This window comes from Stenotrophomonas lactitubi (assembly GCF_002803515.1).
Classification (GTDB): domain Bacteria; phylum Pseudomonadota; class Gammaproteobacteria; order Xanthomonadales; family Xanthomonadaceae; genus Stenotrophomonas; species Stenotrophomonas lactitubi.
This window is the reverse complement of record NZ_PHQX01000001.1, coordinates 1,578,143-1,604,141: the sequence shown is the minus strand read 5'-3', so window position 1 is coordinate 1,604,141 and position 25,999 is coordinate 1,578,143. Positions and strand designations below refer to the sequence as shown.

27 protein-coding genes are annotated in these 25,999 nt (G+C 67.5%); 2 read left to right on the top strand and 25 right to left on the bottom strand.

Annotation, left to right across the window (positions count from 1 at the left end; translation table 11 throughout):
• Positions 1-45: 45 nt before the first annotated feature.
• The 11 genes from hisIE to hisS form a co-directional block, all read right to left on the bottom strand.
• Positions 46-666: a bifunctional phosphoribosyl-AMP cyclohydrolase/phosphoribosyl-ATP diphosphatase HisIE gene (gene hisIE, locus CR156_RS07735; RefSeq protein WP_100552406.1), complete on the bottom strand. Its 621-nt coding sequence runs from the start codon at positions 664-666 to the stop codon at positions 46-48.
• Positions 656-1,432: an imidazole glycerol phosphate synthase subunit HisF gene (gene hisF, locus CR156_RS07730; protein ID WP_089240835.1), complete on the bottom strand. Its 777-nt coding sequence runs from the start codon at positions 1,430-1,432 to the stop codon at positions 656-658. Before hisF ends, hisIE begins: the two co-directional genes overlap by 11 nt.
• Positions 1,426-2,160 carry a 1-(5-phosphoribosyl)-5-[(5-phosphoribosylamino)methylideneamino]imidazole-4-carboxamide isomerase gene (gene hisA / locus CR156_RS07725; protein ID WP_100552405.1) on the bottom strand — a complete coding sequence of 245 codons (735 nt, stop codon included), beginning with the start codon at positions 2,158-2,160 and terminating at the stop codon, positions 1,426-1,428. Before hisA ends, hisF begins: the two co-directional genes overlap by 7 nt.
• Positions 2,157-2,759: an imidazole glycerol phosphate synthase subunit HisH gene (gene hisH, locus CR156_RS07720; protein ID WP_089240831.1), complete on the bottom strand. Its 603-nt coding sequence runs from the start codon at positions 2,757-2,759 to the stop codon at positions 2,157-2,159. Before hisH ends, hisA begins: the two co-directional genes overlap by 4 nt.
• The gene (gene hisB, locus CR156_RS07715; protein WP_100552404.1) at positions 2,756-3,829 is read right to left on the bottom strand and encodes a bifunctional histidinol-phosphatase/imidazoleglycerol-phosphate dehydratase HisB; all 1,074 of its coding nucleotides are present in this window, start codon (positions 3,827-3,829) and stop codon (positions 2,756-2,758) included. Before hisB ends, hisH begins: the two co-directional genes overlap by 4 nt.
• On the bottom strand, positions 3,826-4,920 hold the full coding sequence (gene hisC, locus CR156_RS07710; RefSeq protein WP_100552403.1) for a histidinol-phosphate transaminase: 1,095 nt from the start codon (positions 4,918-4,920) through the stop codon (positions 3,826-3,828). Before hisC ends, hisB begins: the two co-directional genes overlap by 4 nt.
• Complete coding sequence (hisD, locus tag CR156_RS07705) at positions 4,917-6,212, bottom strand: histidinol dehydrogenase (RefSeq protein ID WP_100552402.1); 1,296 nt, start codon at positions 6,210-6,212, stop codon at positions 4,917-4,919. Before hisD ends, hisC begins: the two co-directional genes overlap by 4 nt.
• Positions 6,209-7,120 carry an ATP phosphoribosyltransferase gene (hisG, locus tag CR156_RS07700; protein ID WP_100554107.1) on the bottom strand — a complete coding sequence of 304 codons (912 nt, stop codon included), beginning with the start codon at positions 7,118-7,120 and terminating at the stop codon, positions 6,209-6,211. Before hisG ends, hisD begins: the two co-directional genes overlap by 4 nt.
• A gap of 34 nt (positions 7,121-7,154) precedes the next feature.
• A complete protein-coding gene (locus CR156_RS07695; protein ID WP_100552401.1) occupies positions 7,155-7,463 on the bottom strand; it encodes a YerC/YecD family TrpR-related protein in 309 nt (102 codons plus the stop codon).
• Positions 7,464-7,871: 408 nt separating this feature from the next.
• Positions 7,872-8,168, bottom strand: a complete 297-nt coding sequence (locus CR156_RS07690) for a hypothetical protein (protein ID WP_243381748.1) — start codon at positions 8,166-8,168, stop codon at positions 7,872-7,874.
• Complete coding sequence (gene hisS / locus CR156_RS07685; protein WP_100552400.1) at positions 8,165-9,562, bottom strand: histidine--tRNA ligase; 1,398 nt, start codon at positions 9,560-9,562, stop codon at positions 8,165-8,167. Before hisS ends, CR156_RS07690 begins: the two co-directional genes overlap by 4 nt.
• 139 nt (positions 9,563-9,701) lie before the next feature.
• Between hisS and CR156_RS07680 the strand changes: the two genes are divergently transcribed.
• Positions 9,702-10,454 carry a Crp/Fnr family transcriptional regulator gene (locus CR156_RS07680; protein WP_100552399.1) on the top strand — a complete coding sequence of 251 codons (753 nt, stop codon included), beginning with the start codon at positions 9,702-9,704 and terminating at the stop codon, positions 10,452-10,454.
• Positions 10,455-10,511: 57 nt separating this feature from the next.
• Here the strand turns inward: CR156_RS07680 and thrC are convergent, their stop codons facing one another.
• The 9 genes from thrC to CR156_RS07640 all read right to left on the bottom strand — a co-directional run bounded on the left by thrC (position 10,512) and on the right by CR156_RS07640 (position 19,357).
• Entirely contained in the window at positions 10,512-11,801 is a 1,290-nt protein-coding gene (thrC, locus tag CR156_RS07675; protein ID WP_100552398.1) for a threonine synthase, read from the bottom strand.
• A 29-nt stretch (positions 11,802-11,830) separates the two neighbouring features.
• The gene (locus CR156_RS07670) at positions 11,831-12,745 is read right to left on the bottom strand and encodes a homoserine kinase (RefSeq protein ID WP_100552397.1); all 915 of its coding nucleotides are present in this window, start codon (positions 12,743-12,745) and stop codon (positions 11,831-11,833) included.
• Positions 12,742-15,246, bottom strand: a complete 2,505-nt coding sequence (thrA, locus tag CR156_RS07665; RefSeq protein ID WP_100552396.1) for a bifunctional aspartate kinase/homoserine dehydrogenase I — start codon at positions 15,244-15,246, stop codon at positions 12,742-12,744. The genes CR156_RS07670 and thrA overlap by 4 nt, the downstream gene beginning before the upstream one ends.
• A gap of 85 nt (positions 15,247-15,331) precedes the next feature.
• On the bottom strand, positions 15,332-15,469 hold the full coding sequence (locus CR156_RS22930; protein ID WP_164745120.1) for a hypothetical protein: 138 nt from the start codon (positions 15,467-15,469) through the stop codon (positions 15,332-15,334).
• A 138-nt stretch (positions 15,470-15,607) separates the two neighbouring features.
• Positions 15,608-16,558, bottom strand: a complete 951-nt coding sequence (locus tag CR156_RS07660; protein ID WP_100552395.1) for a DMT family transporter — start codon at positions 16,556-16,558, stop codon at positions 15,608-15,610.
• Positions 16,559-16,628: 70 nt separating this feature from the next.
• A complete protein-coding gene (locus CR156_RS07655; RefSeq protein WP_100552394.1) occupies positions 16,629-17,327 on the bottom strand; it encodes a helix-turn-helix domain-containing protein in 699 nt (232 codons plus the stop codon).
• A 66-nt stretch (positions 17,328-17,393) separates the two neighbouring features.
• Positions 17,394-18,446, bottom strand: a complete 1,053-nt coding sequence (locus tag CR156_RS07650) for a linear amide C-N hydrolase (protein WP_100552393.1) — start codon at positions 18,444-18,446, stop codon at positions 17,394-17,396.
• A 63-nt stretch (positions 18,447-18,509) separates the two neighbouring features.
• Positions 18,510-18,923: a DUF6691 family protein gene (locus CR156_RS07645; protein WP_100552392.1), complete on the bottom strand. Its 414-nt coding sequence runs from the start codon at positions 18,921-18,923 to the stop codon at positions 18,510-18,512.
• A complete protein-coding gene (locus tag CR156_RS07640; protein WP_100552391.1) occupies positions 18,920-19,357 on the bottom strand; it encodes a YeeE/YedE family protein in 438 nt (145 codons plus the stop codon). The genes CR156_RS07645 and CR156_RS07640 overlap by 4 nt, the downstream gene beginning before the upstream one ends.
• Before the next feature lie 117 nt (positions 19,358-19,474).
• On the opposite strand from CR156_RS07640, the gene CR156_RS07635 reads away from it, so the two are divergent.
• The gene (locus tag CR156_RS07635) at positions 19,475-19,762 is read left to right on the top strand and encodes an ArsR/SmtB family transcription factor (RefSeq protein WP_100554105.1); all 288 of its coding nucleotides are present in this window, start codon (positions 19,475-19,477) and stop codon (positions 19,760-19,762) included.
• Positions 19,763-19,765: 3 nt separating this feature from the next.
• On the opposite strand, the gene CR156_RS07630 is transcribed toward CR156_RS07635, so the two are convergent.
• The 5 genes from CR156_RS07630 to CR156_RS07610 form a co-directional block, all read right to left on the bottom strand.
• On the bottom strand, positions 19,766-20,194 hold the full coding sequence (locus CR156_RS07630) for a BLUF domain-containing protein (RefSeq protein ID WP_100552390.1): 429 nt from the start codon (positions 20,192-20,194) through the stop codon (positions 19,766-19,768).
• A gap of 82 nt (positions 20,195-20,276) precedes the next feature.
• Positions 20,277-21,416 (bottom strand): hybrid sensor histidine kinase/response regulator, encoded by a 1,140-nt coding sequence (locus tag CR156_RS07625; RefSeq protein ID WP_100552389.1) that lies wholly within the window; start codon positions 21,414-21,416, stop codon positions 20,277-20,279.
• Positions 21,413-21,979, bottom strand: a complete 567-nt coding sequence (locus CR156_RS07620) for a chemotaxis protein CheB (protein ID WP_409349544.1) — start codon at positions 21,977-21,979, stop codon at positions 21,413-21,415. The genes CR156_RS07625 and CR156_RS07620 overlap by 4 nt, the downstream gene beginning before the upstream one ends.
• Before the next feature lie 8 nt (positions 21,980-21,987).
• Positions 21,988-22,812: a CheR family methyltransferase gene (locus tag CR156_RS07615; RefSeq protein WP_100465185.1), complete on the bottom strand. Its 825-nt coding sequence runs from the start codon at positions 22,810-22,812 to the stop codon at positions 21,988-21,990.
• Positions 22,809-25,913 (bottom strand): response regulator, encoded by a 3,105-nt coding sequence (locus CR156_RS07610; protein ID WP_100552387.1) that lies wholly within the window; start codon positions 25,911-25,913, stop codon positions 22,809-22,811. The genes CR156_RS07615 and CR156_RS07610 overlap by 4 nt, the downstream gene beginning before the upstream one ends.
• Positions 25,914-25,999: the final 86 nt, after the last annotated feature.

Genomic DNA, 25,999 nt, shown 5'->3' with positions numbered 1-25,999 from the left:
AAGACGCCATATTGTAGGTGCGGACCGTTGGTCCGCACACCTTGTTCAACGATGGCGCTTTTCCAGCACGTCGCGGGCATCTTCCAGCGACAGCCCACGCGCGCGCAGCAGCACCAGCAGGTGGTACAGCAGGTCCGAGGCCTCGCCCAGCAATGCCTCATCGTCCTGTGCCACTCCGGCCAACGCCGTCTCCACGCCTTCTTCGCCCACCTTCTGCGCGATGCGACGGATGCCGCCTTCGAACAGGGACGTGGTGTAGCTGCCGGACGGACGCAGCGCCTCACGCACGGCGACCAGCTGGTCCAGGCCACCGAGGAAGTCCTTCGGCGCGCCATCGAAGCAGCTTTCCGCCCCGGTATGGCAGGTGGGGCCTGCTGGGCGCGCCAGCACCAGCAGCGTATCGGCATCGCAATCGACGCTGATCGCCTGCACCACCAGCACATTGCCGGACTGCTCGCCCTTGGTCCAAAGGCGCTGCTTGCTGCGGCTGAAGAAGGTCATGTGGCCGATCGCCAGCGTCGCTGCCAGCGACTCGGCGCTGACGTAGCCCAGCATCAGCACCTGCAGGGTGTCGATGTCCTGCACCACGGCTGGCAACAGTCCATCACCTTTGTCCCAGTCCAGCGTTTCCAGCGCCTGCGGCGACGGCCGCACATCAATAGACATCTCGTACCTCGATCTGCTGCTCGCGCAGGTAGCGCTTCAAGTCGGCAATGGCGATGGCGCCACTGTGGAACACGCTGGCCGCCAGCGCACCGTCAACGTCGGCCTGGTCAAAGGCCTGGGCAAAGTGCTCCATCGCACCCGCACCACCCGACGCGATGAGTGGCACCTGGCACAGCGCACGTGCCTGCCGCAGCTGCTCCACGTCGTAGCCGCGGCGCACGCCATCGCTGTCCATGCAGTTCAGCACGATCTCGCCGGCACCCCGGCGCTGCGCCTCGACGATCCAGTCCAGCGTGCGCAACGGCACCGCCTGGGTCTTGTCCGGGTCGCCACTGAATCGGCGCACGCGCCACTGGCCGTCTTCCTCGCGCACCGAGTCGACACCCACCACCACGCACTGCACGCCGAATTCTTCAGCCAGTTCGCTGATCAGTTCCGGGCGGCCCAGCGCGGGTGAGTTGATCGAGATCTTGTCCGCACCAGCGAACAGCACGCGACGCGCTGTCTCCACGCTGTCGATGCCACCGGCCACGCAGAACGGGATATCGATCAGGCGCGCGATGCGCTCGATCCAGGCCACGTCCACCGACCGTGCCTCCGGGCTGGCGCCGATGTCATAGAACACCAGCTCGTCGGCGCCCTGGTCGCGATAGCGCTGGGCCAGTTCGGCGATGTCCCCCATGTCGACGTGATCGCGGAAGCGCACGCCCTTGACCACGCGGCCATCGCGTACGTCCAGGCAGGGAATGATGCGGCGGCTCAGCATGCCAGCGCCTCCGCCAGGTCCATCCGCTGTTCCAGCAGCGCTTTGCCTAGAATCGCACCGCCGCAACCGGCGGCCTGCGCCGCAGCCACATCGGCCACATCGCGGATACCGCCCGACGCCTGTACCGCCACGCCTGGCAGCAACGCCGCCAGGTGCTGGTACAAGCTGATGTTCGGGCCGGCCAGCATGCCGTCGCGGGCAATGTCGGTGCACAGCAGATGGCGCATGCCCGCCTGCGCGTAGCGTTCGGCCAGCGCATCCAGGGTCACCCCCGCGTTTTCGGTCCAGCCGTGCACCGGCAACTGCCACTGCCCCTGCGCGTCCTGGCGCGCATCGAGGGCGATGGTCAGCCGCTCCGGGCCGAATTCGGCCAGCCAGCCGATCACCTGTTCGGGCTCGCGCACCGCCAATGACCCGATCACCACGCGACTGGCGCCGGCATCGAGGATGCGCGCCACGTCGTCGCGGCCACGCACACCGCCACCGGTCTGTACCTGCAGCGGCGTCTGCGCACGGATTGCGGCCAACAGCGGCGCCAGCGTATAGCCACCGGCACGTGCGGCATCCAGGTCGACCAGATGCATCCACTGCGCGCCCTGCGCGGCGAACGCCTGCGCACGCGGCAACGGATCGTCGCCATAGTGGGTTTCCTGCGCGTAGTCACCCTGGCGCAGCCGCACCACGCGGCCATCACGGATATCCAGCGCGGGATAGACGATGAAACTCATGCAGCGGTGCCCTCAAGGAAATTGCGCAGCATCAGCGAACCAGTATCGCCGGACCGCTCTGGATGGAACTGGGCACCGAAGTAGCGGCCCTGCTCGACCACCGCAGTGAACAGGCCACCGTGGTCGCAGGCGGCCACGGTATGGCTGTTCAGCGGCGCGGCGTAGCTGTGCACGAAGTACGCACTGGCGCGCTCGGGAACCCCCTGCAGCAGCAACGACGGGCGCAACGGCAGCAGCCGGTTCCAGCCCATGTGCGGCACACGGATGCCACAGGCCGGCACCAGCTTGCGCACCACGCCGGGGATCAATCCCAGCGTATCCACGCCGGCCTCTTCGGAGCGATCGAACAACAGCTGCATGCCCAGGCAGATACCCATCAGCGGCACCTGCAGCTGGCGCAGCGGCTCGACCAGGCCCTGCGCATGCAGACGCTGCATGCCGGGGCCGGCCGCACCCACGCCGGGCAGGATTACCCGTCGCGCACCGGCCAGGCCAGCGGGGTCGCGGACCAAGCGCACCGTGGCGCCGAGCCGCTCCAGTGCGTAGCGCACCGAGCCCAGGTTGGCGCCGCCGGCATCGATCAGCACGACCTCGCTCACAGCGCCCCCTTGGTGGTCGGCAATGCGGTGCCCTGCCGCGCAAGCGCAGGCCGCAACGCACGCGCCAATGCCTTGAAGCAGGCTTCGACCTTGTGGTGGTCGTTGTCGCCGCGCACCTGCAGGTTGAGATTCAGGCCGCTGGCATCGCACAGCGATCGGAAGAAGTGCGGGACCAGTTCGGTCGGCATATCGCCCACACGCTCGCGCTTGAACTCGCCGTCGAACACGAAATACGGGCGGCCACTGAAATCCAGCGCAGCGCTGGCCAGGGTTTCATCCATCGGCAGGGTGAAGCCGTAACGGCCGATGCCGCGCTTGTCGCCCAGTGCTTCGCGCAGGGCCTGTCCCAGCGCAAGGCCGGTGTCTTCGATGGTGTGGTGTTCGTCGATGTGCAGATCGCCCTCGGCGCGGATGTCCAGGGCGAAGCCACCGTGCTTGCCGATCTGTTCCAGCATGTGGTCGAAGAAAGGCAGGCCGGTGTGGATATGCGCGTCGCCGGCACTATCCAGATCCAGTTCGACACGGATCTTCGTTTCCTTGGTATTGCGCTGGACCACCGCCGTACGCGGCGCATCGGCAAGTGCGTGGGCAATGCCCGGCCAGTCCCACTCACCACCAAACTGTTCGGTGCGCAGTTGGAAGCCACGGATGTTGAGGTTGTCGGCGAACTGCAGGTCGGTGATGCGGTCGCCGACCATGCCCGAGCGCGCCCAGTCGATGCTGCGGTCCTGGAGGTAGGCGGTCATCAGGCCGATGCCCGGCTTGCGCGTCGGCGCGTTGTCTTGCGGCCAGCTGCAGTCGACCAGCACATCACGGAAAACGATGCCCTGGCTTTCGAAGATCTGCAGCATCAGGTCGTTCGGGCCATCGAAGCTGGCGCGCGGATAGCCTTCGCTGCCCAGGCCGTCCTGGTTGGTGACGATCACGAACTGGTAGCCGGCATCGCGCAGCTTCAGCAGCGCCGGGATCACCTGCGGCACAAAGCGCAGCTTCTCGTAGGCATCGATCTGGAAATCCGCCGGTTCCTCGATGAGGGTACCGTCGCGGTCGATGAACAGGATGGGCGTCATGCCGCAGCCCTCCGTGCCGACAGGGCCGCAAGCACGCGGTCGTTCTCCTCGGGGCTGCCGATGCTGATGCGCAGCGCATCGCCCAGCTGCGGCGCAGCGCGCTGGTCGCGCACCACCACGCCAGCGGCGAGCAGCGCGTCGAACGCAGCCTGCGCATCGGCGAAGCGGACCAGCAGGTAGTTGCCGGCCGATGCGTACACCCGAAGGACGCCCGGCAGGCCAACCAGCGCGGTGCCCAGGCGCTCGCGCTCAGCGATGACCGTGGCCACGCGTTCGGCGGTGCGTGCCAGCGCGGCCGGCTGCAGTGCCTGCACGGCCAGCTCGGCGCACGGCGTCGGCACCGGGTACGGCGCCTGGCAGCGGCGCAGCACCGCGATCAGTTCAGGCGCGGCGATCAGGGTGCCGATACGTGCGGCGGCCAACGCGTGCGCCTTCGACAATGTGCGCAGCACCGCCAGGTTGGCGTGCGTGGCCAGCAGCGTGGCCGCCGATGCGCGCTGCGCGTACTCGACATAGGCCTCATCCACCACCACCAGCGCCTGCCCACGCAGGGCGATGGCCACGCGCTCGATCTCCGCCAGCGGGATATCGCTGCCGGCAGGATTGGACGGCGCGCACAGGAAAACGAGCGTGGCGCCCTGCCCCTTCGCAGCGGCAATCACCGCATCCAGGTCCGTGCGCAGGCCCTCTTCATCATCGATCAGCGGGACCTCAATCAACGGCGCACCCTGCAGGCGTGCGCAGACCGCGTACATGCCGAACACCGGCGGCGTCACCAGCACGCCATCGCGGCCGGGCACGCACAGGGCGCGCACCAGCAGATCGATCGCCTCGTCGCTGCCGCGGCCTACCAGCAGTTGTTGCGGCTGCACGCCGTACAGCGATGCCAGCGCTTCACGCAGCGCAGCCGGTTGCGGCTCCGGGTAGCGGCGGCTGCCGCCGGTGGCATCGGCCGGATTGGCCCACGCCGATTCATTCGCGTTCAACCACACCTCACCCTGCACAGCGCTGCTGCGCGCCGAACTGTAGCCGGCGAAGGCCTGCAGATCCGAGCGCACCAAGGCCAGCACGCCGTCGATGTCCGCGCTCATGCGGCCACCTCCATGCGCAGCGCCACCGCACGTTCGTGCGCGTCCAGCCCTTCGGCGCTGGCGATGATGCGCGCGCAGCCACCGATCGCGGCCAAGCCGGCGGCACTCGCGCTCTGCACGCTGATCAGGTTCTGGAAACTGGCCACGCTGACACCGCTGTAGGCACGCGCGGCACCGGCGGTGGGCAGCACGTGGTTGGTGCCGCTGCAGTAGTCGCCCAGTGCTTCCGGCGTGTAATCGCCGAGGAACACCGAACCGGCCGCCTGCACCTGGCCCAGCCAGTCGCGCGGTTCACGCAGGGCCAGGATCAGGTGTTCAGGGGCGTAGCGGTTGCTGATCGCAAACGCATCCGCCAGCGATTCCACCTGGATCAACTGCGACGCCGACAGTGCCTGGCGGGCGATGTCCTGCCGCGGCAGCAAGGCCACCTGGCGTTCCACTTCAGCCTCGACGGCGGCCAGCATCGCCGCGTCATCGGTCAGCAGCAGTACCTGCGAATCCGGGCCGTGCTCGGCCTGCGACAGCAGATCGGCGGCGACGAACGCCGGATTGGAGCCGGCATCGGCAATCACCAGCACTTCCGACGGACCGGCTGGCATGTCGATGGCGGCGGCACCGTCTTGGGCAACCTGCTGTTTGGCCTCGGTGACGAAACTGTTGCCTGGCCCGAACAGTTTGTCGCTCGCCGGGATGCTCCCGGTGCCATAGGCCATCGCCGCGATCGCCTGCGCACCGCCCAGCTTGAACACGCGTTGCACGCCGGTCAGGCGCGCAGCCACCAGCACCGCAGGGTCGGCCGTTCCGTCGGCACGCGGCGGCGTGCACAGCACTACCTGCGGGCAACCGGCCAAGTGCGCCGGCACTCCCAGCATCAGCGCGGTGGACGGCAACGGCGCACTGCCGGCCGGCACATACAGGCCAACCCGGCCGATCGGCCGCAGCATGCGCTCGCAGACCACACCCGGTGCGGTTTCCACTGCATAGCCCTGGCCCATCCCCGCCTTGTGGAAGCGGGTGATGCGCTCGGCCGCCTCGACCATGGCCTGGCGCAGCGCGGCCGGCACGGTGGCTTCGGCGGCAGCGAACTCGCTGTCGGAAACTTCGAAATCCTGCAGGTCCACGCCATCGAAGCGCGCAGTGATCGCGCGCAACGCGGCATCGCCCTGCGTGCGCACCTGCGCGATCAGCGTGGCCACCGCATCACGGGTCTGCTGCGCCACGGTCTGCACCGGGCGGGTCAGCGCCGCGCTGCGCGCGGCCTCATCAAGTTGCGACCAGATAAGACGATTCATGCCAGTGACCGCTCCACGCTCAATACCATCAGGCCCTGGGCGCCGGCACGCTCCAGCTCTTCCATGCGCTGCCAGGTCAACGGGCCGGGGCACATGGTCTGCAGGCGCAACGCACCGCCATCGGCAGGCAAACGCACCAACGGTTCGGCATCGGCCAGCAGTTGCGCCAGCGCGTCGACGCGGTCCTCTGTGGCGCGGAACATCAGCAGCTTGCGGTCCTGCCGCTGCACCACACCGTCCAGGCGACGCAGCAGCATGCTGCGCAGGGCGCCACGGGCATCATCGGGAACGCGCACCGCACCGGCCAGCACGGCCTCACTGTCGAGCAGGTTGTGCACCGGGGTGAGCTGGTTGGCACGCAGGGTGGCGCCGCTGGAGACCAGATCGCAGATCAGGTCGGCGGTGCCCAGGCGCGGCGCGATCTCCACCGAGCCGGACAGCTCCACCACCTGCGCATCCACGCCTTGCGCGACCAGCCACTGCTTGAGGATGGCCGGGTAGCTGGTGGCGATGCGGGTACCGGCCAGTTGTGCGGGCCCCTGCCATTGCCACTCTTCCGGCACCGCCAGCATCAACCGGCATTGACCGAAGCCCAGCCCACGCAGCGCGTGGTAAGCATCCGGCAGACCGATCTGGCGACGCGCAGCGGCCTGCTCGTCCAGTTCGTTGCGGCCGACGATGCCGAGGTCGCAGACGCCATCGGCAATCAGGCCGGGGATGTCGTCGTCGCGCACCAGCAACAGGTCCACCGGCAGCGATTCGCCATAGCAGAACAGCTTGTCGCGGCTCTCGCGCCAGCTCAGGCCACAGGCGCTGAGCAGGTTGCGGGCGGGTTCGGCCAGCCGGCCACTCTTCTGGATGGCGATACGCAGCCGGTCTCGCGCCGGCGCTGCCTGGGTTGCACTCATGGGGGAGGTCTCGAAGTTCGGAACGGGGCGCGGATCAGCGCGAAGCAAGGCGGTCGACGGCGGCGGCATAGCCTCGATGGCCATGCTCGAGCGTGCGTGCCACCCGTCCGGTGGTGGTCACGCTGACGCCGGTGCGCTCGTGGATCTCGCGGTACGGCACGCCCTGCTGCAGCAGCGGCACCAACTTCCAGCGGTCGGCCATGGCTTCCAGCTCGGCCGGCGTGCACAGGTCACGCAGGAACGCGACCACCTGTTCCGGCTCGCGCAGGGCGGCAAAGGCCTGGGCCAGGGCGTCCAGATCGGCTTGCGGGTCTTTGGCGGCGATGTCGGGGCGGGCTTTCACGGGCAGGACTCTTGCATCAATGTAATAGCGTGTTAGTACATTAACGCATTCTTGCGCGCTGCGTCAAATCGTGGGCTTTGGGGGTACGGCAGGGCTGCGCCCTGCACCCGCAGAAGCCGAAGCAACGTCAAAAGCTGGTTTCCTGAGGATTTGCGGGGCGGGTCCGGTTGAGGGGGACGCTGCAAGTACGTCCATGTAAGCTCGGTCGCCGCATCCATGCGGCTCACGCCCCCTCAACCGGCCCCACCCCGCCTTCGACAGTTGGCCGCGATCTGGTGGATCTCGCCGGGAAAGTGATCGAGAACGGCTTTTGTAGAGTCGAGCCATGCTCGACTGCTCTTCGTATAGGCACGCGAAACGCCCACCAATGGTGGGCGTTCTGCTTTCAAATAAAGAGCCTGGCCCGACTCAGGGCTGGCAGTGAACCTCCGCCTGCAGCGCGCCGCGCCGCAGGCATTCGCCGAACAGGCTGCCCTGCCGGCTCGGATGGGACTGCAGGTTCTGCAGCCCCCCTGCCCGACCCGCACACGCACGCTCGGCCAGGACCTGCAGATCCTGCTCAAGCTGCGCGCGGTCGATCACGTGGCAGCGATCAACCACCAGTTGGTACTGCGCCGGGCCGATCCGGGTGCTGCGCAGCGCCGGATCGCTCTGGCAGCCTGCCAGCAGGAGCAGCATCAGCGCCCCTGCGGCGGCGGGCTTCACGCCATGACCCGCGACTGCTCCAGTTCCACCTGCAGGGTGCTGGCCAGTTCGTCGCGCGAGATCTCGAACTGCTGCTCGCGCAGCAGGTCCTTCACTGCCACCACGCCGCGCGCCAGTTCGTCCTCGCCAGCCAGCACCACGAAACGGATACCCGCCTTGGCCGCGTACTGGAACTGCTTGCCGATCTTCTTCGGCTCCATCTGCACTTCGGTGTTGATGCCACCAGCGCGCAGGCGACGGGCAATGTCCAGCGACTGCGGCATGCCCTGCTCGTCCATCAGCGCTACCAGCGCCTGCACGCTGCTGGCCTCGATGCCCTCGATCAGGCCGGCTTCGCGCAGCTGCCAGAACAGGCGCGACAGGCCGATGGAAATGCCAACGCCCGGCAGCTTGGACTTGCTGTAGTGGCTGGCAAGGTCTTCATAACGGCCACCGGAACAGATCGAACCGATCTGCGGGTGGTCGGTCAACGTGGTCTCGTACACCGTGCCGGTGTAGTAATCCAGGCCACGGGCGATGGAGAAGTTCAGGCAATACGCACTTTCCGGCACGCCCAGTGCCTGCACCAGCTGCAGCACTTCGCGCAGCTCGGCCACGCCGGCACGCAGGATCTCCGACGAACCGGCGCCGGCTTCCAGCGCCGCCAGCTGCGCCAGCGCATCGGCATGACCCTGCGAACGCACGGCGACAAAGGCAAGAATCTTCTCGACCTGTTCGGCCGGAATACCGAAGCCCTCGCCCACCAGCGTCTCGCGCACGTAGTCGGGGCCCCGCTTGTCCAGCTTGTCCACTTCGCGCAGCACCGCCAGCTGGCGCTCGCCTTCGGCCACGCCCAGGCTCTCGAAGAAGCCGCGCAGCAGCTTGCGGTTGTTCAGCTGGATGCTGAAGTCACCGATGCGCAGTTCGGCAAACACCGCGTGGATGACCGCCAGCACTTCGGCGTCGTAGCGCACGCTCAGGCTGTCCTTGCCGATCACGTCGATGTCGCACTGGTAGAACTCGCGGAAGCGGCCGCGCTGCGCACGCTCGCCGCGGTACACGCGCTGCATCTGGTAACGACGGAACGGGAAGGTCAGCTCGTGTTCGTGCTCGGCCACGTACCGCGCCAGCGGCACGGTCAGGTCGAAGCGCAGCGCCATTTCCGGCAGCGAGCGGTCGCCGGATTCGGCGGCGTTGGCCAGCGCGCCGGTGGACTGCACGAAATACACCTGGCGCTCGGTCTCGCCGCCGGACTTGGTCAGCAGCACATCGGACAGCTCGAACACCGGCGTCTCCACCGGCAGGAACCCGAAGCGCTCGTAGTTGCGGCGGATGACGTCCAGCATGCGCTGGAACGCAATCTGCTCGCGCGGCAGCAGTTCAAGGGTGCCGGGCGGGGTACGGGGCTTGATCACGGGCGGAACTCCTGCGGGAACGGGACGTGGGAGGGGGCGACATTCTAGCGCCCCGCATCGCGTGACCGTGGAATACGGGGTCCAACGGCCGCTTGAAGTATCATAAAGCCCTCCCCCGCCCGCGATACGCCCACGCAACATGTCCCGGCCTTCCGGCGCTCCGCCCGCCACCAACGACCCCGCCGCGCCGTCCTGCGCCACGCTGGACTGCCTGCACTGCTCGGTACGCCACCTGGCGGTGTGCTCTGCGCTGTCGCCCGATGAGGTGCAGGCGCTGGAACAGGTGACCGTGTCGCAGCAGTTGACGATGGGCAGCACCCTCGCCCGCAGCGGCGAAGAGCGCCAGCATGTCTATACATTGACCGGTGGCGCGCTGCGGCTGGTGCGCACGCTTGCCGATGGCCGCCGCCAGATCAATGGCTTCGTGCTGCCCGGCGATTACCTGGGCCTGAGCGGCAGCGACCACCATCGCTATGACATCGAAGCCATCGCCGACAGCCGCGTCTGCCGCGTCGCCCTGCCGCAGATGAAGGGCCTGCGCGCGCGCTATCCGCACCTTGAGCGCAAGCTGCTGCAGCGCGCCTGCCAGGAGCTGGATGCTGCGCAGGATGCCGCACTGGCGCTGGCGCGCCTGCAACCGGCGGAAAAACTCGCTGATTTCCTGCTTCGCCTGGCCGCGCGCGAGGCCAAGCTGGGCGGGGATGGCCTGCGCGTTTCGCTGCCAATGGGCCGCGGCGACATCGCCGATCACCTGGGCCTGACCATGGAGACGGTCAGCCGCACCTTCACCAAGCTGCGCCAGCAGGGTCTGATCGCCCTGCCCCATCTGAACGTCGTTGAGATCCTCGACGAGGATGGCCTGCGCAGTCTGGCCGGTGAAGTGCTGGGCTGAGTGCCCGATCGGTATCGGGTTGCCCGCCAGCGGCCGGCAACCACGCAGACGCCTCCGTCAACGCAACAACACCTCGCGCAACGCCGCGTAATCGGCCGCCAGTGGCTCGGCATGCGCTGGACGCTGCAGCAGCGCCTCCAACGCCGGCGGCACCGCCACCGTCTCGCCGATCAGCGGCTCCACCACCGCCTCGAACTTGGCCGGGTGCGCGGTAGCGACTACCGCCCAATCGCCCTTGGCGCCGCCCGCGCGCAGATCCTGCAGCACCTTTATCGCCGTGGCCGTGTGCGGGCAGAACAGCTCGCCATTACTGGCATGGACACTGGCGATGGTCGCGCGGATGGTCACGTCATCCACTGCAAAGGCGCGGAACGCCGCGCGCAGTTCGGCATCGTCACCCTGGTACAGCCAGCGCAGCCGCTCGAAATTGCTGGGGGCGCCGACATCCATGGCATTGGCCACGGTCGCAATGCTGGCCTCGGGCTGGTACTGGTCGCCACCGAAGTAGCGCGGCAGCACCGCATTGGCATTGGTGGCCAGCACGATCTGCCCGATCGGCACGCCCAGCGCGCGTGCCAGCACCGCCGCCATCGCGTTGCCGAGATTGCCGGTCGGCACCACCAGGTTCAAGCGCCGTTGATGCTGCGCATGATGGGTCAGCGCCGCGTGCGCGTAATAGCTCATCTGCGGCAGCAGCCGGCCCAGGCTGATGCTGTTGGCTGAGCTGAGCGGCACCTGCGCCTGCAGGTCGCGGTCGGCCAGCGCCTGCTTCACCATCGCCTGGCAATCATCGAACGAACCGGCTACCCGCAACGCCTGGATGTTGTCGCCGAAGCAGCCGAGCTGATGGGCCTGTCGCGGTGACACCCGCCCATCGGGATACAGCACCACCACACGTACACCGGGCTGCCGATGGAAGGCCGCCGCCACGGCCGCGCCGGTGTCACCGGAGGTAGCCACCACGATGGTCAGGTCGCGGTCCTTGCCGGTCTGCAGCCGCGACAGCACACCGGCCAGGAAACGCGCACCGATGTCCTTGAACGCAGCCGTCGGCCCATGGAACAGCTCCAACACGTGATCACCACTGTTGCCCAGCGCACGCAATGGCACGGGGAAATCGAAGGCCTCACGGCAGATCGATGGCAAGGCATCGGCCAGCGCATCCCCGTCGAAGAAAGGCGCCAGCAGGTCAGCGGCGGTGTCGGCCAGGGTCGCACCGGCCTGCAGCGTGCGCGGCGCCGGCAGCGCCTGCGGAACGTACAGCCCAGCATCAGGCGCGAGCCCGGCGGCGATGGCCGCACTGAGTCCAACAGCCGGCGACTGGCCACGGGTCGAAACGAATTGCATGGGATCGATATCCGGTAGGAAGGGAGAATTCAGCACAAGTGGGCTCCGGGTGCATCGAGTGGCGAGATCCAGGCATCGCTGTCGAAACCAGCAGCGGCGAAGGCCGCACGCACCGGTTCCGCTGCCGCGCGCGCCTGGTCGGCATCTTCAAACCAGGCGAATACGCTGGGCCCGGCGCCGGAAATGCCTGCGCCCATCGCGCCTGCAGCCAGTGCGGCGTCACGCGCCGCGTCGAAGCCAACGATCAGGCCCGCCCGCCGCGGCTCGATCAGCACGTCGCGCAGGCCGGCGCGCACCAGCGATGCATCACTGCGATGGCAACCACTCAATACCAGCGCCAGGTTGGCGCTCTGCGCAACGAATTCGCTCAGCGCGTAGCTGCCCTGCAGCGCCTGCCGCGCACGCCGGGTTTCCAGCACCGCATGTGGATGCACCAGCAGGCTGTGCCAGCTGGCCGGTACCGGAACCGGCACCAGGCGATCGGCCGTGCACAGCGCCACACCACCCAGCAGCAGTGGGCCGACGTTGTCGCCATGGCGGCCACCGCTGGCCACGGCTTCGCCATCCAGTGCGAACGGATACAGCGCCTCACGCGGCAGTGGCACATCCAACAACGCATTGGCCGCCACCAGTGCGGCCACGCAGGAGGCAGCCGATCCGCCCATGCCGGAGCCGAAGGGAATGCCTTTGTCGATCTCGATGGCAAAACCGAAGCCCAGTCCCAGCCCCTCACGCAGCGATATCAGCGCCGCGCCAGCGGTGTTGCCGGTGGCTTCCAGCGGCAGCTCCACCGCACTGCCGCGGATCGCATCGATGCGCACCCGTGGTTCGTCGATGCGACGCACGCTCACCGTATCGCCGATACCGGCGATGGCGTGGCCCAGGATGTCGAAGCCCACGGCCACGTTGGCCACCGATGCGGGCGCGAAGGCGCGTGCGATCACAGGCGCGCCCCTTCGCCGGCCGCCACCCGCAGCAGATCGGCGAACACACCGGCAGCGGTGACTTCCGGACCCGCGCCCGGGCCCTGCACCACCAGCGGGTTGTCGCAGTAGCGGCGGGTACGGAACTGCACCACGTTGTCGGTCAACCGCAGGTTGGCGAACGCGTGGTCCGCCGGCAGCTCCTGCAGGCCGACCGAGGCACCGTCCGGTCCCAGCCGCGCGACATAGCGCAGCACTGCACCGCGCTCGCGGGCGTCGTGCAGCCGTGCCAGCAGCGCGTCATCGGATGCGCCCAGACGGGCCATGAAGTCGTCCACGCTTCCCTCGCGCAGCAACGCCGGCACCAGGCTCTCGACCTGCACCTGCTCCAGGCTGAGTGCGTGTCCGGCCTCGCGGGCCAGGATCACCAGCTTGCGCGCGACGTCCACACCGGACAGGTCATCGCGCGGATCCGGCTCGGTGTAGCCCATCGAGCGTGCCTGCGCGACCAGTTCCGAGAACGGCTGGCTGCCGTCGAAGCGATTGAACAACCAGGCCAGCGTGCCGGAGAAAATGCCTTCGATCGCCAGCACTTCGTCGCCGGTATCCACCAGGTCACGCAGCGTGGTGATCACCGGCAGGCCGGCACCCACCGTGGCCTCGTAGCGGAAGCGCGCGCCACTGGCGGCGGCCGCCGCGCGGATGCGCTGGTAGCGTGCGAGCGGCCCGGCACCGGCCTGCTTGTTCGGGGTCACTACATGGATGCCTGCGGCCAGCCAACCTTCATAGCGCTCGGCAACCTCTGCGCTGCCACTGCAGTCGATCACCACCGCATGCGGCAGATGTGCGGCCAGCAGGTGCTCGGTGAACTGGTCCAGGTCACTGGCCTGTCCGGCGTCCTGCAATGCCTGCCGCCAGTCTTCATGCAGCCCATCGGCCTCCAGGCGCATGCGCGAGCGTGACGCAAGCGCGCGCAGGCGCAGGTCGACATTGGCCTTGGCCAGCAGCTGCGGGCGCGCTGCCAGCAACTGGTCCAGCAGCGCGGCGCCGACATTGCCCGGACCGATCACGCCCACCGCGAACGTCTGCGGCGACAGCCAGAACCCCGCATGCGCGGCACGCAGCGCGCGGGTCGCGTCGGCGCTTGCCACCGCCACCGAGATGTTGCGCTCGGACGACCCCTGCGCGATCGCCAGGATGTTCACCTGCGCCCGGCCCAGCGATTCGAACAGCCGCGCAGCCACGCCAGGCTGGCCCGCCATGCCATCGCCGACCGCGGCCAGCACGCTGACGCCCTCGCTGACCTGCACGCGCTGTACCTGGCCGGCAGCCAGTTCGTGCGAGAACGCCTGCACCACGGCATCGCGACCACGCGCCGCTTCGCCAGCACGGACAACGCAGCAGATCGAATGTTCGGAGGACCCCTGCGAGATCATCACCACCGAGACCTGCGCTTGGCGCAGTGCGGCGAACACGCGTTCGGCGGTACCCGGCACGCCGATCAGACCGGTGCCTTCCAGATTGAGCAGGGCCAGATCCGCGCTCAGCGTCAGCCCCTTTACCGGACCACGTGGCGAGCGCTCGGCGCTGATGCGGGTACCCGGATGACCGGGATGGAACGTATTGCGGATGAAGATCGGCAGGCCCAGCCGGATTGCCGGCGACATGGTCTGCGGATGCACCACCTTGGCCCCGAAGTAGGCCAGCTCGCAGGCCTCGTCGTAGCTCAGCGCGTGCAGCTGCACAGCCTCCGGCACCAGCCGCGGGTCGGCCGACAGCACGCCGTCGACGTCGGTCCAGATATGCAGTTCATCGGCATTGAACAGCGCGGCGAAGATCGCACCGGAATAGTCGCTGCCGTTGCGGCCCAGCGTGGTGACGCGATCCTGGCGGTCGCGGGCGACGAACCCGGTAGCCACCACGCGCAGCTGCGGGTGCTGCAGCCGCCACGCGGCAAGACGGCCGGCACTGGCATCCCAGTCGACATCCACGCCCAGTTCGCCATGGCCGACCACCAGCACATCGCGTGCATCCAGCACCGCGCAGTCCTCACCCAGCGCGCGCAGATGGGTGCCAAGCAACTGTGCGGAGAACACTTCGCCCAGGCCCTGCACGCGGTCGAGCACTTCGCGCGGCAGTTCACCGATCACCGCCAGGGCGGCCAGCACCTCGGCCAGCTGATCGAAGCGCGCGTCGATCCAGTCCACGGTGTCGCCCACCTGCTCACCCAGCAGCGCTACAGCGGCGCCGCGATGGCGTGCGCGCAGTGCATGCCAGGCTTCCTGCCAGCCGGCATCGCCCTGGGCTGCCAGGTGCGCCAGTTCGATCAGCGCGTCGGTAACACCCTTCATGGCCGAGACCACGCTGACCTGCAACGACTCGGGGCGGGCCAGCAGCAGACCGGCAACATGGCGATAGCGCTCAGCGTCGGCCACCGAAGTGCCGCCGAACTTGTGCACGACAGTGGACGGCGCAGCCAGAGCGGACGCAGCAGGCGAATGGGCGGGGGCGATGGAAGACATGCAGACCTCGGTTGGAGGCCCCGTCGCATGCAGGTGGTCGAGTTTCCCCGTCACCTGGATGGTGCGGGGCCGTTGTTTTCGGGAGTTACACGAAGACGACGGGCCGCACCAGGGCAGTGGTGACGGTGGTGGTGGTAATGGTGGTGGTGATGGCGACCGGCGCAGTCGAACGGCCCGCGGTAGCGGGGGCGATCAGACGGGCGTTGGCGGCATCAAGGACCATGGCGTACAGAAAACACCGGCACGATGGCCGCTGTCAAGTGTTGCGGCGCAATATTTCTTTGCGGCGATCATCGGCCAACGTGCCGGCATTTGGTTGCAATTGAGACAAAACGGTGATCGTCGGCTTCAATGCGTCGATTCAGCCGACATGTTCGGTGATCGCGCGGGGCGTGCGGTGCGCATGCGCGCACAACAGCACGCCGCCGACCAGCAGCACGATCGCCAGCAGTTCCAGCAGGCTTGGCCAACGTCGCTGCCAGGCGAAGGCATAGAGAAGCGCGAACAGGGTTTCGAACACGATCATCTGCCCGGTCAGGGTCAGCGGCAGCAGGCGACTGGCGCGGTTCCAGAACGCGTTGCCGAGGATCGAAGCGACCACCGCAACGCCCGCGCTGATGGCCCAGAACCCACTCCACTGCGCGGCCGTATGAGTCCCAGCGTGTCCGATGAACGCCATCGGCACCAGCAGCAGTGACAATCCGCCGGTAGTGACGCCGGTCAGCAGCGACCAGTCATGGCTGGAAAGATCAGGCCGTCGTGCCAACCAGCGGCTGTTGCCGATGGAGTACAGCGCCCACGAGAACAACGCACCGAACGCACACAGCAGGCCGATCAGGCGCTGCCGCCAGGGGGTGCCCAGGTGTTCGGACATCAGCGCTTCCCAGCCGACCATCGCCACCCCGAGCACGCACAGGCCCAGCGCCGGCAGCAACGGCTTCAACGGCACCGCGCCCTGCTCGCGCACGCCCACCAGGGTGACCACGACCGGAATCAGGCCGACAATCAACGAAGCAGCGGCGCCACCGGCCCACTGCACCGCCGTGGCCAACAGTAGGAAGTACACCAGGTTGCCGGCCAGGCTCAGCCACAACAGGCCGATCCATTCGGCGCGGCCGAGCTTCGGCGCCAAGCGCTTCCAGCGCGGCAGCAGCAGGGCCACCGCGATCAGGCCATAGACCAGATAGCGGCCAGCGGAGAGCTGCAGTGCGTTGAAGGTGTTCAGCACGGCGGGCGCGAGGAAGACCACGCCCCACAGCGCACCGGCGGCAATGCCATTGGCGATGCCCAGAGCAATCGGGTTGTTGCGCATTGCAGGTTCTTGGTGGGAGAGCACAGGCCGCGAAGTGTAGGCGACAGAGGGAACGGCGTATTGACCGAGGCTACTGGCCGCCCGCCCGCCGCCATGCTGCCGGGGTCTGCCCGCATTCGCGGCGCAGCGCGCGGGTCAGTGCACTCTGCTCGGAATACCCAGCGGCCAGTGCGATGTCGCTGATCGATGCCGGGCTGACCCGCAACTGGTGCTTGGCCCAGCGCAGCCGGCTGGCACTGAGCCAGGCCTGCGGGCTGACCCCGAACTCACACCGGAACACCGCATGCAGACGGCTTTCGCTGATGCCGACAAAGGCGGCCATGCGCGCTACCGACCACACCTGTCCGGGCATTGCCTCCACGGCAGCGCACAAACCCTGCAGGCGCGCGCCGCTGCCCGCTGGGGCGAACATCCGCAGCAGTTCCGGCAGCAGCGCCGGCACCGGCTGCCCTGCCTGTACCCGGGCAAGCCGCTGCCGCAATGAGGCAGGTAGATGCAGCCAGCGTTGCCGGCACAGGTGCTCCTGGGTCGCGTCATCGAGCACACCCGGCCCGCAGTCGACAATCACGAAACCGTTGGGGCCGTCGGCCACCTGGTCGTGTGCCTCGCCGGCAGCCACGAAGGCACCCTGCAACAAGTCAAGACGGCCGCCCCTGCCCTCCATCTCGAACTGCAGCTCACCCTGCAGTGGCAACACCCACTGCGCATAGTCGTGGCGATCCAGGCCGGTGGCCTGGCCGTAGTGTCGTAGATGGAAGATCGCGCCCATTCAACGAGTGTGCGCGCGCCGCTACCGGCCCGCAACGTTGCCGGGCGCTGGCGACACAGCCTCGCGCTAACCCTCCACGCCAAGGAAGGTGAACGGCGCGCTGGGCACGAAGTGCTGCAGCGCATCCCCGGCAAACGTATTGCGCTGGTCACGGCCGAGATCGAGCTTGAGCACCTTGCCGCCGAAATCGACCTTGGTCAGGTCGACCCAGAAGGTGTTGGGCGTCAGTGCCGACTCGAAGAAGTACAGGCGCCGCTTGTGGTCGGCGACCGTGCGCCAGCGGGTGGACGAAATGTTGGGCTCGCCCGGCGTGGTGATGCCGAACGGCACCGACACGTTGCGGATCACGCTGAACACACTGGCCAGCGCCTCCACCGGATCTTCCGCTTTCGGAATCGCGTTGATGTAGAACGACGCACGCGCGAAGCGGTCGGCGGAACGGTTGGTGCCGGGCAGCATCACCGTGCCACCGATCTGCTGCCAGTAGCTGTTCAACGCCAGTTGCTGGTCGAAGATCGGCGAATTGGTCATCACCTGGTAGCGGCGATCGTGGTGGATCACCTGGCGTCCGCCGATGTACTCGACGATCGCGCTGTCACCACTGGCATCGGACAGCGACAGATGCAGCGTCGCCTGGCGGTCTTCGCCAGGCACCTTGTCGGTGACGATCGAATACGGCTCGCGCTGCAGGGCGGTCACGGCTTCTTCCACCGTGGCGAAATTGTCCAGCACGTACTGCGCCCACAACGAGATCGACAGGCCGGGCTTGCCGCTGCGCTGAGCCGGGTATTCCGACTCGACCAGCCACAGCAGGTTGGCGACCAGGCCCTTCTCGTTCATGCCATCGGTGGTGGAGATGTCGTAGCCGGTGGCCACCACGCTGCCGTAGCGCGCAGTCCATGCGATCGAGCCCGGCCCGGCCTTGCCAGTGCGCGCGATGCCACGCGGCAACACGTAAAGATTGGTGGCGACATCCACTTTCCAGTCCATCGAGCGGGCGGTGATGACATCGCCGTTGTCGCCCAGATACACCGCGCGCGTGCAGGCCATCGCCGGCATCGCCGCTGTCGCCAGTGCCGCCGCCAACAACGCGCTGCCGTTCCACTTCATCCGTGCCATGCCATGCTCCTTTCCCCGGGAAAAGTGATCTGAACCCTGCACCGGTGAGGCAAACGTGAAACCTCAGCGCAGCCAGCGGTCATGCAGCCAGAAACCACCCGCCATCGCCGGCACGAACCACAACGCTTCGCGCGCCCTCACCGCCAACGCGGCCAGCGCGGGCCCCGGGCAATACCCGACCCAGCCCCAGCCGATGCCGAACACTGCCGCGCCCAGCAGCAACCGCTTATCGACCGCCTGCGCTGCCGGCAGCTGGAAGCGCTCGGCGCAGCATGGGCGGTGCCACCGCCGCAGCCAGAACTGACCCAGTGCACTGACCAGCAGTGCCGACGCCAGTACCCAGGCCAGCGTGGGATCGAAGTCGCCGGCCACATCGAGGAAACCGAGCACGCGACGCGGGTCGGTCATGCCGGCCAGCGCGAGGCCGGCGCCGAACAGGCCACCGGCAGCACATGCGGCCCACAAGCTGCGGCTCATGCAAGACCCCCGCCGTGGCGCACCAGGAACGTGGTGAGCATCGCGCAGGCCATGAACACCAACACCGCCACCAGCGATCGTCGTGAACCACGGGCGAGGCCACAGACACCGTGGCCGCTGGTGCAGCCATTGCCCAGCCGCGTACCGACGCCCACCAGTACACCGGCAGCGATCAATTGCCAGGCCGGCAGTGCGTCACGCAACAACGCGCGCGCCGGTTGTCCAGCGCCCGCCTGCCAGCTCAGCACCGCCGCCGCAGCCACCATCAATCCGAGCAGGAAGGCCCAGCGCCAGCCACGATCACCTCGCGGTGCGGCCACGGCGCCTGCAGTGATGCCGCTGATGCCGGCCACCCGACCGAGCGTGGCCAGCAGCACCACTGCCGACGTACCGATCAGGCCGCCGCCTGCAATTGCCGCCCATGGCAGGTTCACGCCCTGCCCCGCTGTATCTCGCGCATCGGCTTGCCCTTTAATTTAGATTTCCCTAAATTAGACTTTCCTGAACTATCGGGTCAAGTCGTGCCCAGCATCACCACCGACAGCGCCGCGATGGCCGCGCATGCCGCACAGGCGGCCGCCCTGCTGAAATCACTGGCCCACCCGGCGCGACTGCGTGTGTTGTGTCGTCTGGTGGAAAGCGAAGCACCCGTGCCGGAACTGCAGGCGGTGACCGGCCTGAGCGCATCGGCGCTGTCACAGCATCTGGCCGTGCTGCGCCATCTGGATGTGGTGGCAACGCGACGACAGGCACAGACACTGCACTATCGGCTGCTGGACGGTCCGGCGCTGGGGGTACTTCAGGCATTGCACGCGGCGTACTGCGCACCGCAGCGCTAGCGATCAGCCTGCGCTGAGCGCCGGCCGCACGACCTCGGTCAACAGATCCACCGCGGTGAACAGTGCACTGTCACCGTTCACCGTACGGGCGAACCCCGCCCAGTCCCCTGCGGAAAGCTGGCGCAGCAGCGCAGCGTCCACCGGCAACACGCGCATCGCCCAGTACGGAAACTGACGCTGGCCGACCCGGCCGCGCGCGAGCTCGACGATGTCGACATGACTGCCAGCCTGCAGGATGCGCTCATACACCGAATCGATGCCATCGGGTGGCCCTTCGATGTACTGCAGGAAGCGCTCGCCGTCATTCAGCAGCACGCCGGTCACCCCTGCCAGCTTGTTGAAGCGCGCGGCGTCCTCGACCAGCATCTGCAGACGTTCGGCGGAAAGATCCGGCTTGGACTGGCTGATGTAGGCGATGGCACGCAGTGGCATGGAGCTTCCTTTGCAAGAGTGGTGCCACGGTAGCAGTTGCGGACGCGTCCGTCTCAGTACGCTCACGCGTCAGCTGAAGAATTCAGGAAACGGCCGGGCTGCGTCCATCGGCGCGGCGCGGCAGCAGTGCCTCGAACACCACCTGTCCTGCGTCGTTGCGCGCGCTCAACTGCCCGCCATGGGCACGCACGAACTGGTCAACGATGTACAGGCCCAGCCCCAAGCCGTTGCTTTGGTGGAAGCTTGCCTTGAACGGTTCGAACAGACGCGGCAGCAACGCTTCATCGACATGGCCGGCGTTGCTTACGCGCAGCGCGACAACACGCGCATCGCTGCCATCGACCTGCACCTGCACCGCTGCATCAGCGCCATGGGTGAGTGCGTTGCCGACCAGGTTGGCGATGATCTGCCCCAAACGATCCATGTCGCCCTGCAGGGTCGAATCACCGCGCACATCCAGTGCGATCCGATCGGTTCGATGACCGGCACCGGCCTCCACCAACACCGCACGCGTCACCTCGGCCAGGTCGCAGGCACCGCTCTGCAGGCGCAGGCCACCACTGCGGATCCGCGAGAAGTCCAGCAACTGCTCGACCATGCGCGCCATCCGCAGCGTGCTGGCTTCCAGATAGCTCAGCGTCTGTTGCGCGCCGGCATTGTCGGCCGGCAGCTCCAGCGACAGCTTGTCGGCACATAGCAGGATGGCCGACAACGGCGTGCGCAGGTCGTGGGTCAGCACCGCGGCCATGGTCTCGTTGAGCTTCAACGCGCGCTCCAGCGCCTCGTTGCGCGCCTTCAGCAGCTGTCGCTGCTGGTAGAGCTCGATGAACACATTGACCTTGCTGAGGATCACCTGCGGCGCCACCGGCTTGTGCAGGAAATCCACCGCGCCGGTCTCGTAGCCCTTGAAGACCCTGTGCGGATCGTCCGGCGAGGCGGTCAGGAAGATGATCGGCACGTCGCGGCTGCGCTGCGAGCCGCGCATCAGCTCGGCCAGCATGAAACCATCGATCTCCGGCATGTGCACGTCCAGCAGCGCCAGCGCCACCTCATGCTCCAGCAGCAGTTCCAGCGCCTGCGCGCCGGAATCGGCCAGCAGCAGGTTGACGCCCTCGCGGCGCAGCAGCGCCTCCATCGCCACCAGGTTCTGCGGTACGTCGTCGACGATCAGCAGGTTGACCGGGGCCTGCGACTGGGCAGGGTCCGGCGGCAGCAGGTTCATGCAAACAACTCCTTCAGGCGGCGACACATCAGTTCAAGGGGCAGCACGGCGTCGGCGCCGGCATGCTGCAGGGCGGAGGCCGGCATCATCGATGCCTCGGCCTCCTCGGGGCATTGCAGCCAGGCCTGGCCACCAGCGGTGCGCACCGCGGCCACGCCATCACTGCCATCGCTGCTGGCACCGGTCAGCAGGATCGCCAGCACACGCGTGCCGAACACGGCTGCGGCGGATTCGAACAGCGGATCGATGGCCGGCCGCGAGAACAGCACCGGATCGTCCATCGACAGTGCGATGGCCTGCGTGTCCTCCACCAACAGGTGGTAGTCCGGCGGCGCGAACGTCACCGTTCCCGCCTGCAGCGGCTGCTTGTCCTCCGCTTCGCGCACGGTCAGCGCGCAGTACGGTGCCAGCACATCGGCGATGCGGCTGGAACGGTCGCGCGGCAGGTGCAGCACCACCAGTACCGGCACCGGCAGGGTGGCCGGCAACGCGCCAAGCACGATCTGCAGGGCGGCCACGCCACCCGCCGATGCGCCGATCACCACCATTTCAGGGCGGGACATCGCCACCATCAGGCCACCTTCCGGTACAGACGGTGCTCCCGCGAACAGGCTTCGAACGCATCGTGATGGCGACCGAACTGCAGCGACTCCTTGCTGCCCAGGCCGAGGAAGCCGCGATGCACCAGGGCTTCGCGGAACAATCCCACCGCCCGATCCTGCAGGTCGCGGTTGAAATAGATCAGCACATTGCGGCAGGACACCAGGTGCACTTCTGAAAACACCGTGTCGGTGGCCAGGCTGTGATCGGCGAACACCACATTGCGGCGCAACTGGCGGTCGAAGACCGCACCGTCGTAGGCGGTGGTGTAATAGTCCGACAGTGAACCGGTGCCGCCAGCGGCAAGGTAGTTCCGGCTGAACTGCGCCAAGCGGTCAATGCCGTAGGCACCGGCCTCGGCCGTGGCCAGTGCCGCGGGGTTGATATCGGTGGCGTAGACGATGCTGCGCTCAAGCAGTCCTTCCTCATGCAGCAGGATCGCCAGCGACCACACTTCCTCGCCGGTACTGCAGCCGGCCACCCACAGCTTCACCGAGGGGTAGGTGCGCAGCACCGGCACCACCTGTTCGCGCATCTGCCGGAAATACTCCGGGTCACGGAACATCTCCGAGACCTGCACGGTGAAGAACTGCATGGCCTGGGCGAACAGCTCCGGTTCGTGCAGCAGCCGATGCTGCAGATCCGACAGGCGCTCGCACTCGTAGCGCTGCATGGCCTGGCTGACGCGACGGCGCAGCGAGGACACCGCATAGCTGCGGAAGTCGTAGTGGTAGCGCTGATACAGCGCCTCCAGCAGCACCTTCAGCTCCAGGTCGAACAGCGCCTGCTCGTTCATTGCCGCGAGCACCAGACCCGGCACAGCGACACCAGCTTGTCCACGTCGATGGGCTTGGCGATGTAGTCGTTGGCACCGGCCTGCAGGCAGCGCTCACGGTCGTCGGGCATGGCCTTGGCGGTCAGCGCGATGATCGGCAGGTCCTGCAGGTGGCGCTGCGCGCGGATCTCGCGCATCGCCTGCAGGCCATCCTTCTCCGGCATCATGATGTCCATCAGCACCAGGTCCACCTCACGCTGGGCCAGCCGATCAACGGCCTCCTGGCCGTTGCGGGCGATCTCCAGCGTCACCCCCAGCGGCTCCAGCACGCTGGACAGCGCGAAGATGTTGCGCACATCGTCCTCGGCCAGCAGCACGGTGCGTCCATCGAGCACGGTGTCGCGGCGGCGCGCTTCGCGCAGCAGGCGCTGCTGGTCGCTGGGCAGGTTGGCCTCCACGCTGTGCAGGAACAGCGTCACCTCGTCGAGCAGGCGCTCGGGCGAACGCGCGCCCTTGATGATGATGCTCTTGGAGTAGCGGCGCAGGCGCTGCTCTTCCTCGCGGCTGAGGGCACGGCCGGTGTAGACGATGACCGGCGGGAAGCCGACGTCATCGTTGCCCGCCATGTGCTCAAGCAGGTCGTAGCCACTGCCGTCGGGCAGCGACAGGTCCATCACCATGCAGTCGAAGGTGACCGTGCTCAGCTGTTCCACCGCTGCGGCAAGCGTGCCGACAGCGGCGATCTGCAGCTGATCGCGGCCCAGCAGCAGTTCCAGGTTGCGGCGCAGGTCGTTGTCATCCTCCACGATCAGCAGGCGCCGTACGTCGCGCTGGCTGGTCTGTTCAAGCTGTTCGATGGCAGCCACCAACCGCTCGCGCGTGGTCGGCTTGATCGCGAAACCGATCGCACCCAGCTCGCGCGCCACCTGGCTGCGGTCCATGCCGGAGACCACGTGCACCGGAATGTGCCGGGTATCGGGATTGCGCTTGAGCCGTTCGAGCACGGTCAGGCCGGAGACGTCGGGCAGGCCGATGTCCAGCAGGATGCCGTTCGGGCGCAGGTCCGCCGCCAGCGCCAACGCCTCTTCGGCGGTGGTGGCTACCACGCAGTCGAAATCAAGCTCATGCGCCAGCGTCACCAGCGCTTCGGCGAAGACCGCATCATCTTCCACGGCCAGGATCAACCGCCCTGCGTGGTGGCGCCGGCCACGGTCATCGGCCACCGCGGCGACCGGAGTGGCGCTGGAGCGCTGGGCCAATGGTGCAGGTGCCACCGTCGCGGCGGGAGCCCGCTGCATGGGAACGGGCACGGCCACTGCGGCGTCTGCGGCGGCCTCGGCCATCGGCGCGCCCTGCAGAGGCAGTTCGAGAATGAAGCAGCTGCCGCGGCCCGGCTCGCTGTCCACTTGGATATCGCCGCCCATGCGTACCGCGAGGTCACGCGAGATCGACAGACCCAGGCCGGTGCCACCGTAACGGCGGCGGGTGCTGCCATCGGCCTGGCGGAACGCTTCGAAGATCAGCTGCAACTGATCGCGTGCGATGCCGATGCCGCTGTCGGAGACCTCGAATCGGATCCGGCCATTGCCGCCGCTGCGAACGTGCAGGCTGACCTTGCCGTGCTCGGTGAACTTGACCGCATTGGCCAGAAGATTCTTCAGGATCTGCTGCAGGCGCTGGTTGTCGGCCACCAGTTGGCTGGGGGCCAGGCCATCGGCCTCGATCTGCAGCGTCAGACCCTTCTGCCGCGCCATCGGCTCGAAGGTCTCACGCAGCCGCTGCAGCACGCTGTCGACCACCACCACTTCATCGGCCAGTTCGACGTGCCCCGCTTCGATGCGCGACAGATCGAGGATGTCGTTGATCAGCGCCAGCAGGTCGTTGTTGGAGGAGAGGATGGCGCGGGCGTACTTCACCTGCTCGTCGCTGAGCGCGCCGTCCTTGTTGTCGGCCAGCAGCTTGGCCAGGATCAGCGAACTGTTCAGCGGCGTGCGCAGTTCGTGCGACATGTTGGCCAGGAACTCGGACTTGTAGCGTGAGGTGGCGGCCAGTTCGTTGCTGTTGCGCACCAGCTGGCCCTGCGCGACCAGCAGCGCCTGCTTCTGCGACTCCAGCTCGTGGGTGCGCTCTTCCAGCTGCACATTGCTCTGCTCCAGCTCGGCCTGCTGCTGTTCCAGATGGCTCTGCGACTGCATCAGGCTGCGGCTCTGCTCTTCCAGCTCTTCGTTGGCCACGCGCAGCTCTTCCTGCTGTGCCTGCAGCTCTTCGCCCTGGCGCTGCGACTCCTCCAGCAGCACCATCAGCTGCCCGCGCAGCATCGAGGTACGCAGTGCCATGCCGATCGTTTCGGCGCAGCGCTCCAACAGTTCGTCATCCAGCGCGCGCTGCTCACCCACAACCGAGCGACCGAGCTCGATCACACCGACCACGGCACCGTCACTGCTGATCGGGGCGAGGATGCGCTCGCGCACAGGCACACGTCCCAGGCTCGTCTGCAGCTCCAGCGTGGTCGCGTCGCCCCCCTGCAGGTGCCGCGCCAGCTGGTCGCGGGCCACCTGCCCTGCCACCCCTTCCTGCAGGCCCAGCGTCGCCGGGATGCCGGTCGGCAACGCCAGTCCACCGGTCAGCTGCAGGCGGCCTCCATCCAGTCGATAGAGCGCTCCAACGTCCGCACGCATGTGGGTTGCCAGTGCCGTCACCGCCGCCTCGGCGATCTGTTCCGGTGCCAGCTCGCCGCGCAGACCAAGCGCCACTGCGTTCTCAGCTTCCTGCAGCCACAGCGCGCGCATGGCTTCGCGCCGCGCCTGGATCGCACGCGATGCGATCAGCGCGATCATCAGGAAAGCGGCGCCGCCGATGGTCCGGTTGACGAACGAGAAGGACGAATTGGTACTGGCCGGCGCCACGTTGTAGCCCACCGCCAGCAGCACGCAGGCGCTGACGGCCACCACGAACGGCACCCGGGCGCTGCGCTGGAACACAGTGACGCCGATGGCCATGAAATAAGCCAGCCATACGGCATAGCCCAGCGGCACCACCAGTTCCAGCGCGGCCGTCGCCGTCACCAGCACCGCCGAGGTCATCCAGATCCAGCGGTCACGCGTAGTCGCACCAGGACGCATGCAGGTCGGTTCCACATTGGAAAAGGGGGCTGATGTTACTCCGTGTCGCATTCAGCCGCATACGACCTATGGCACGGGCGTTGCGT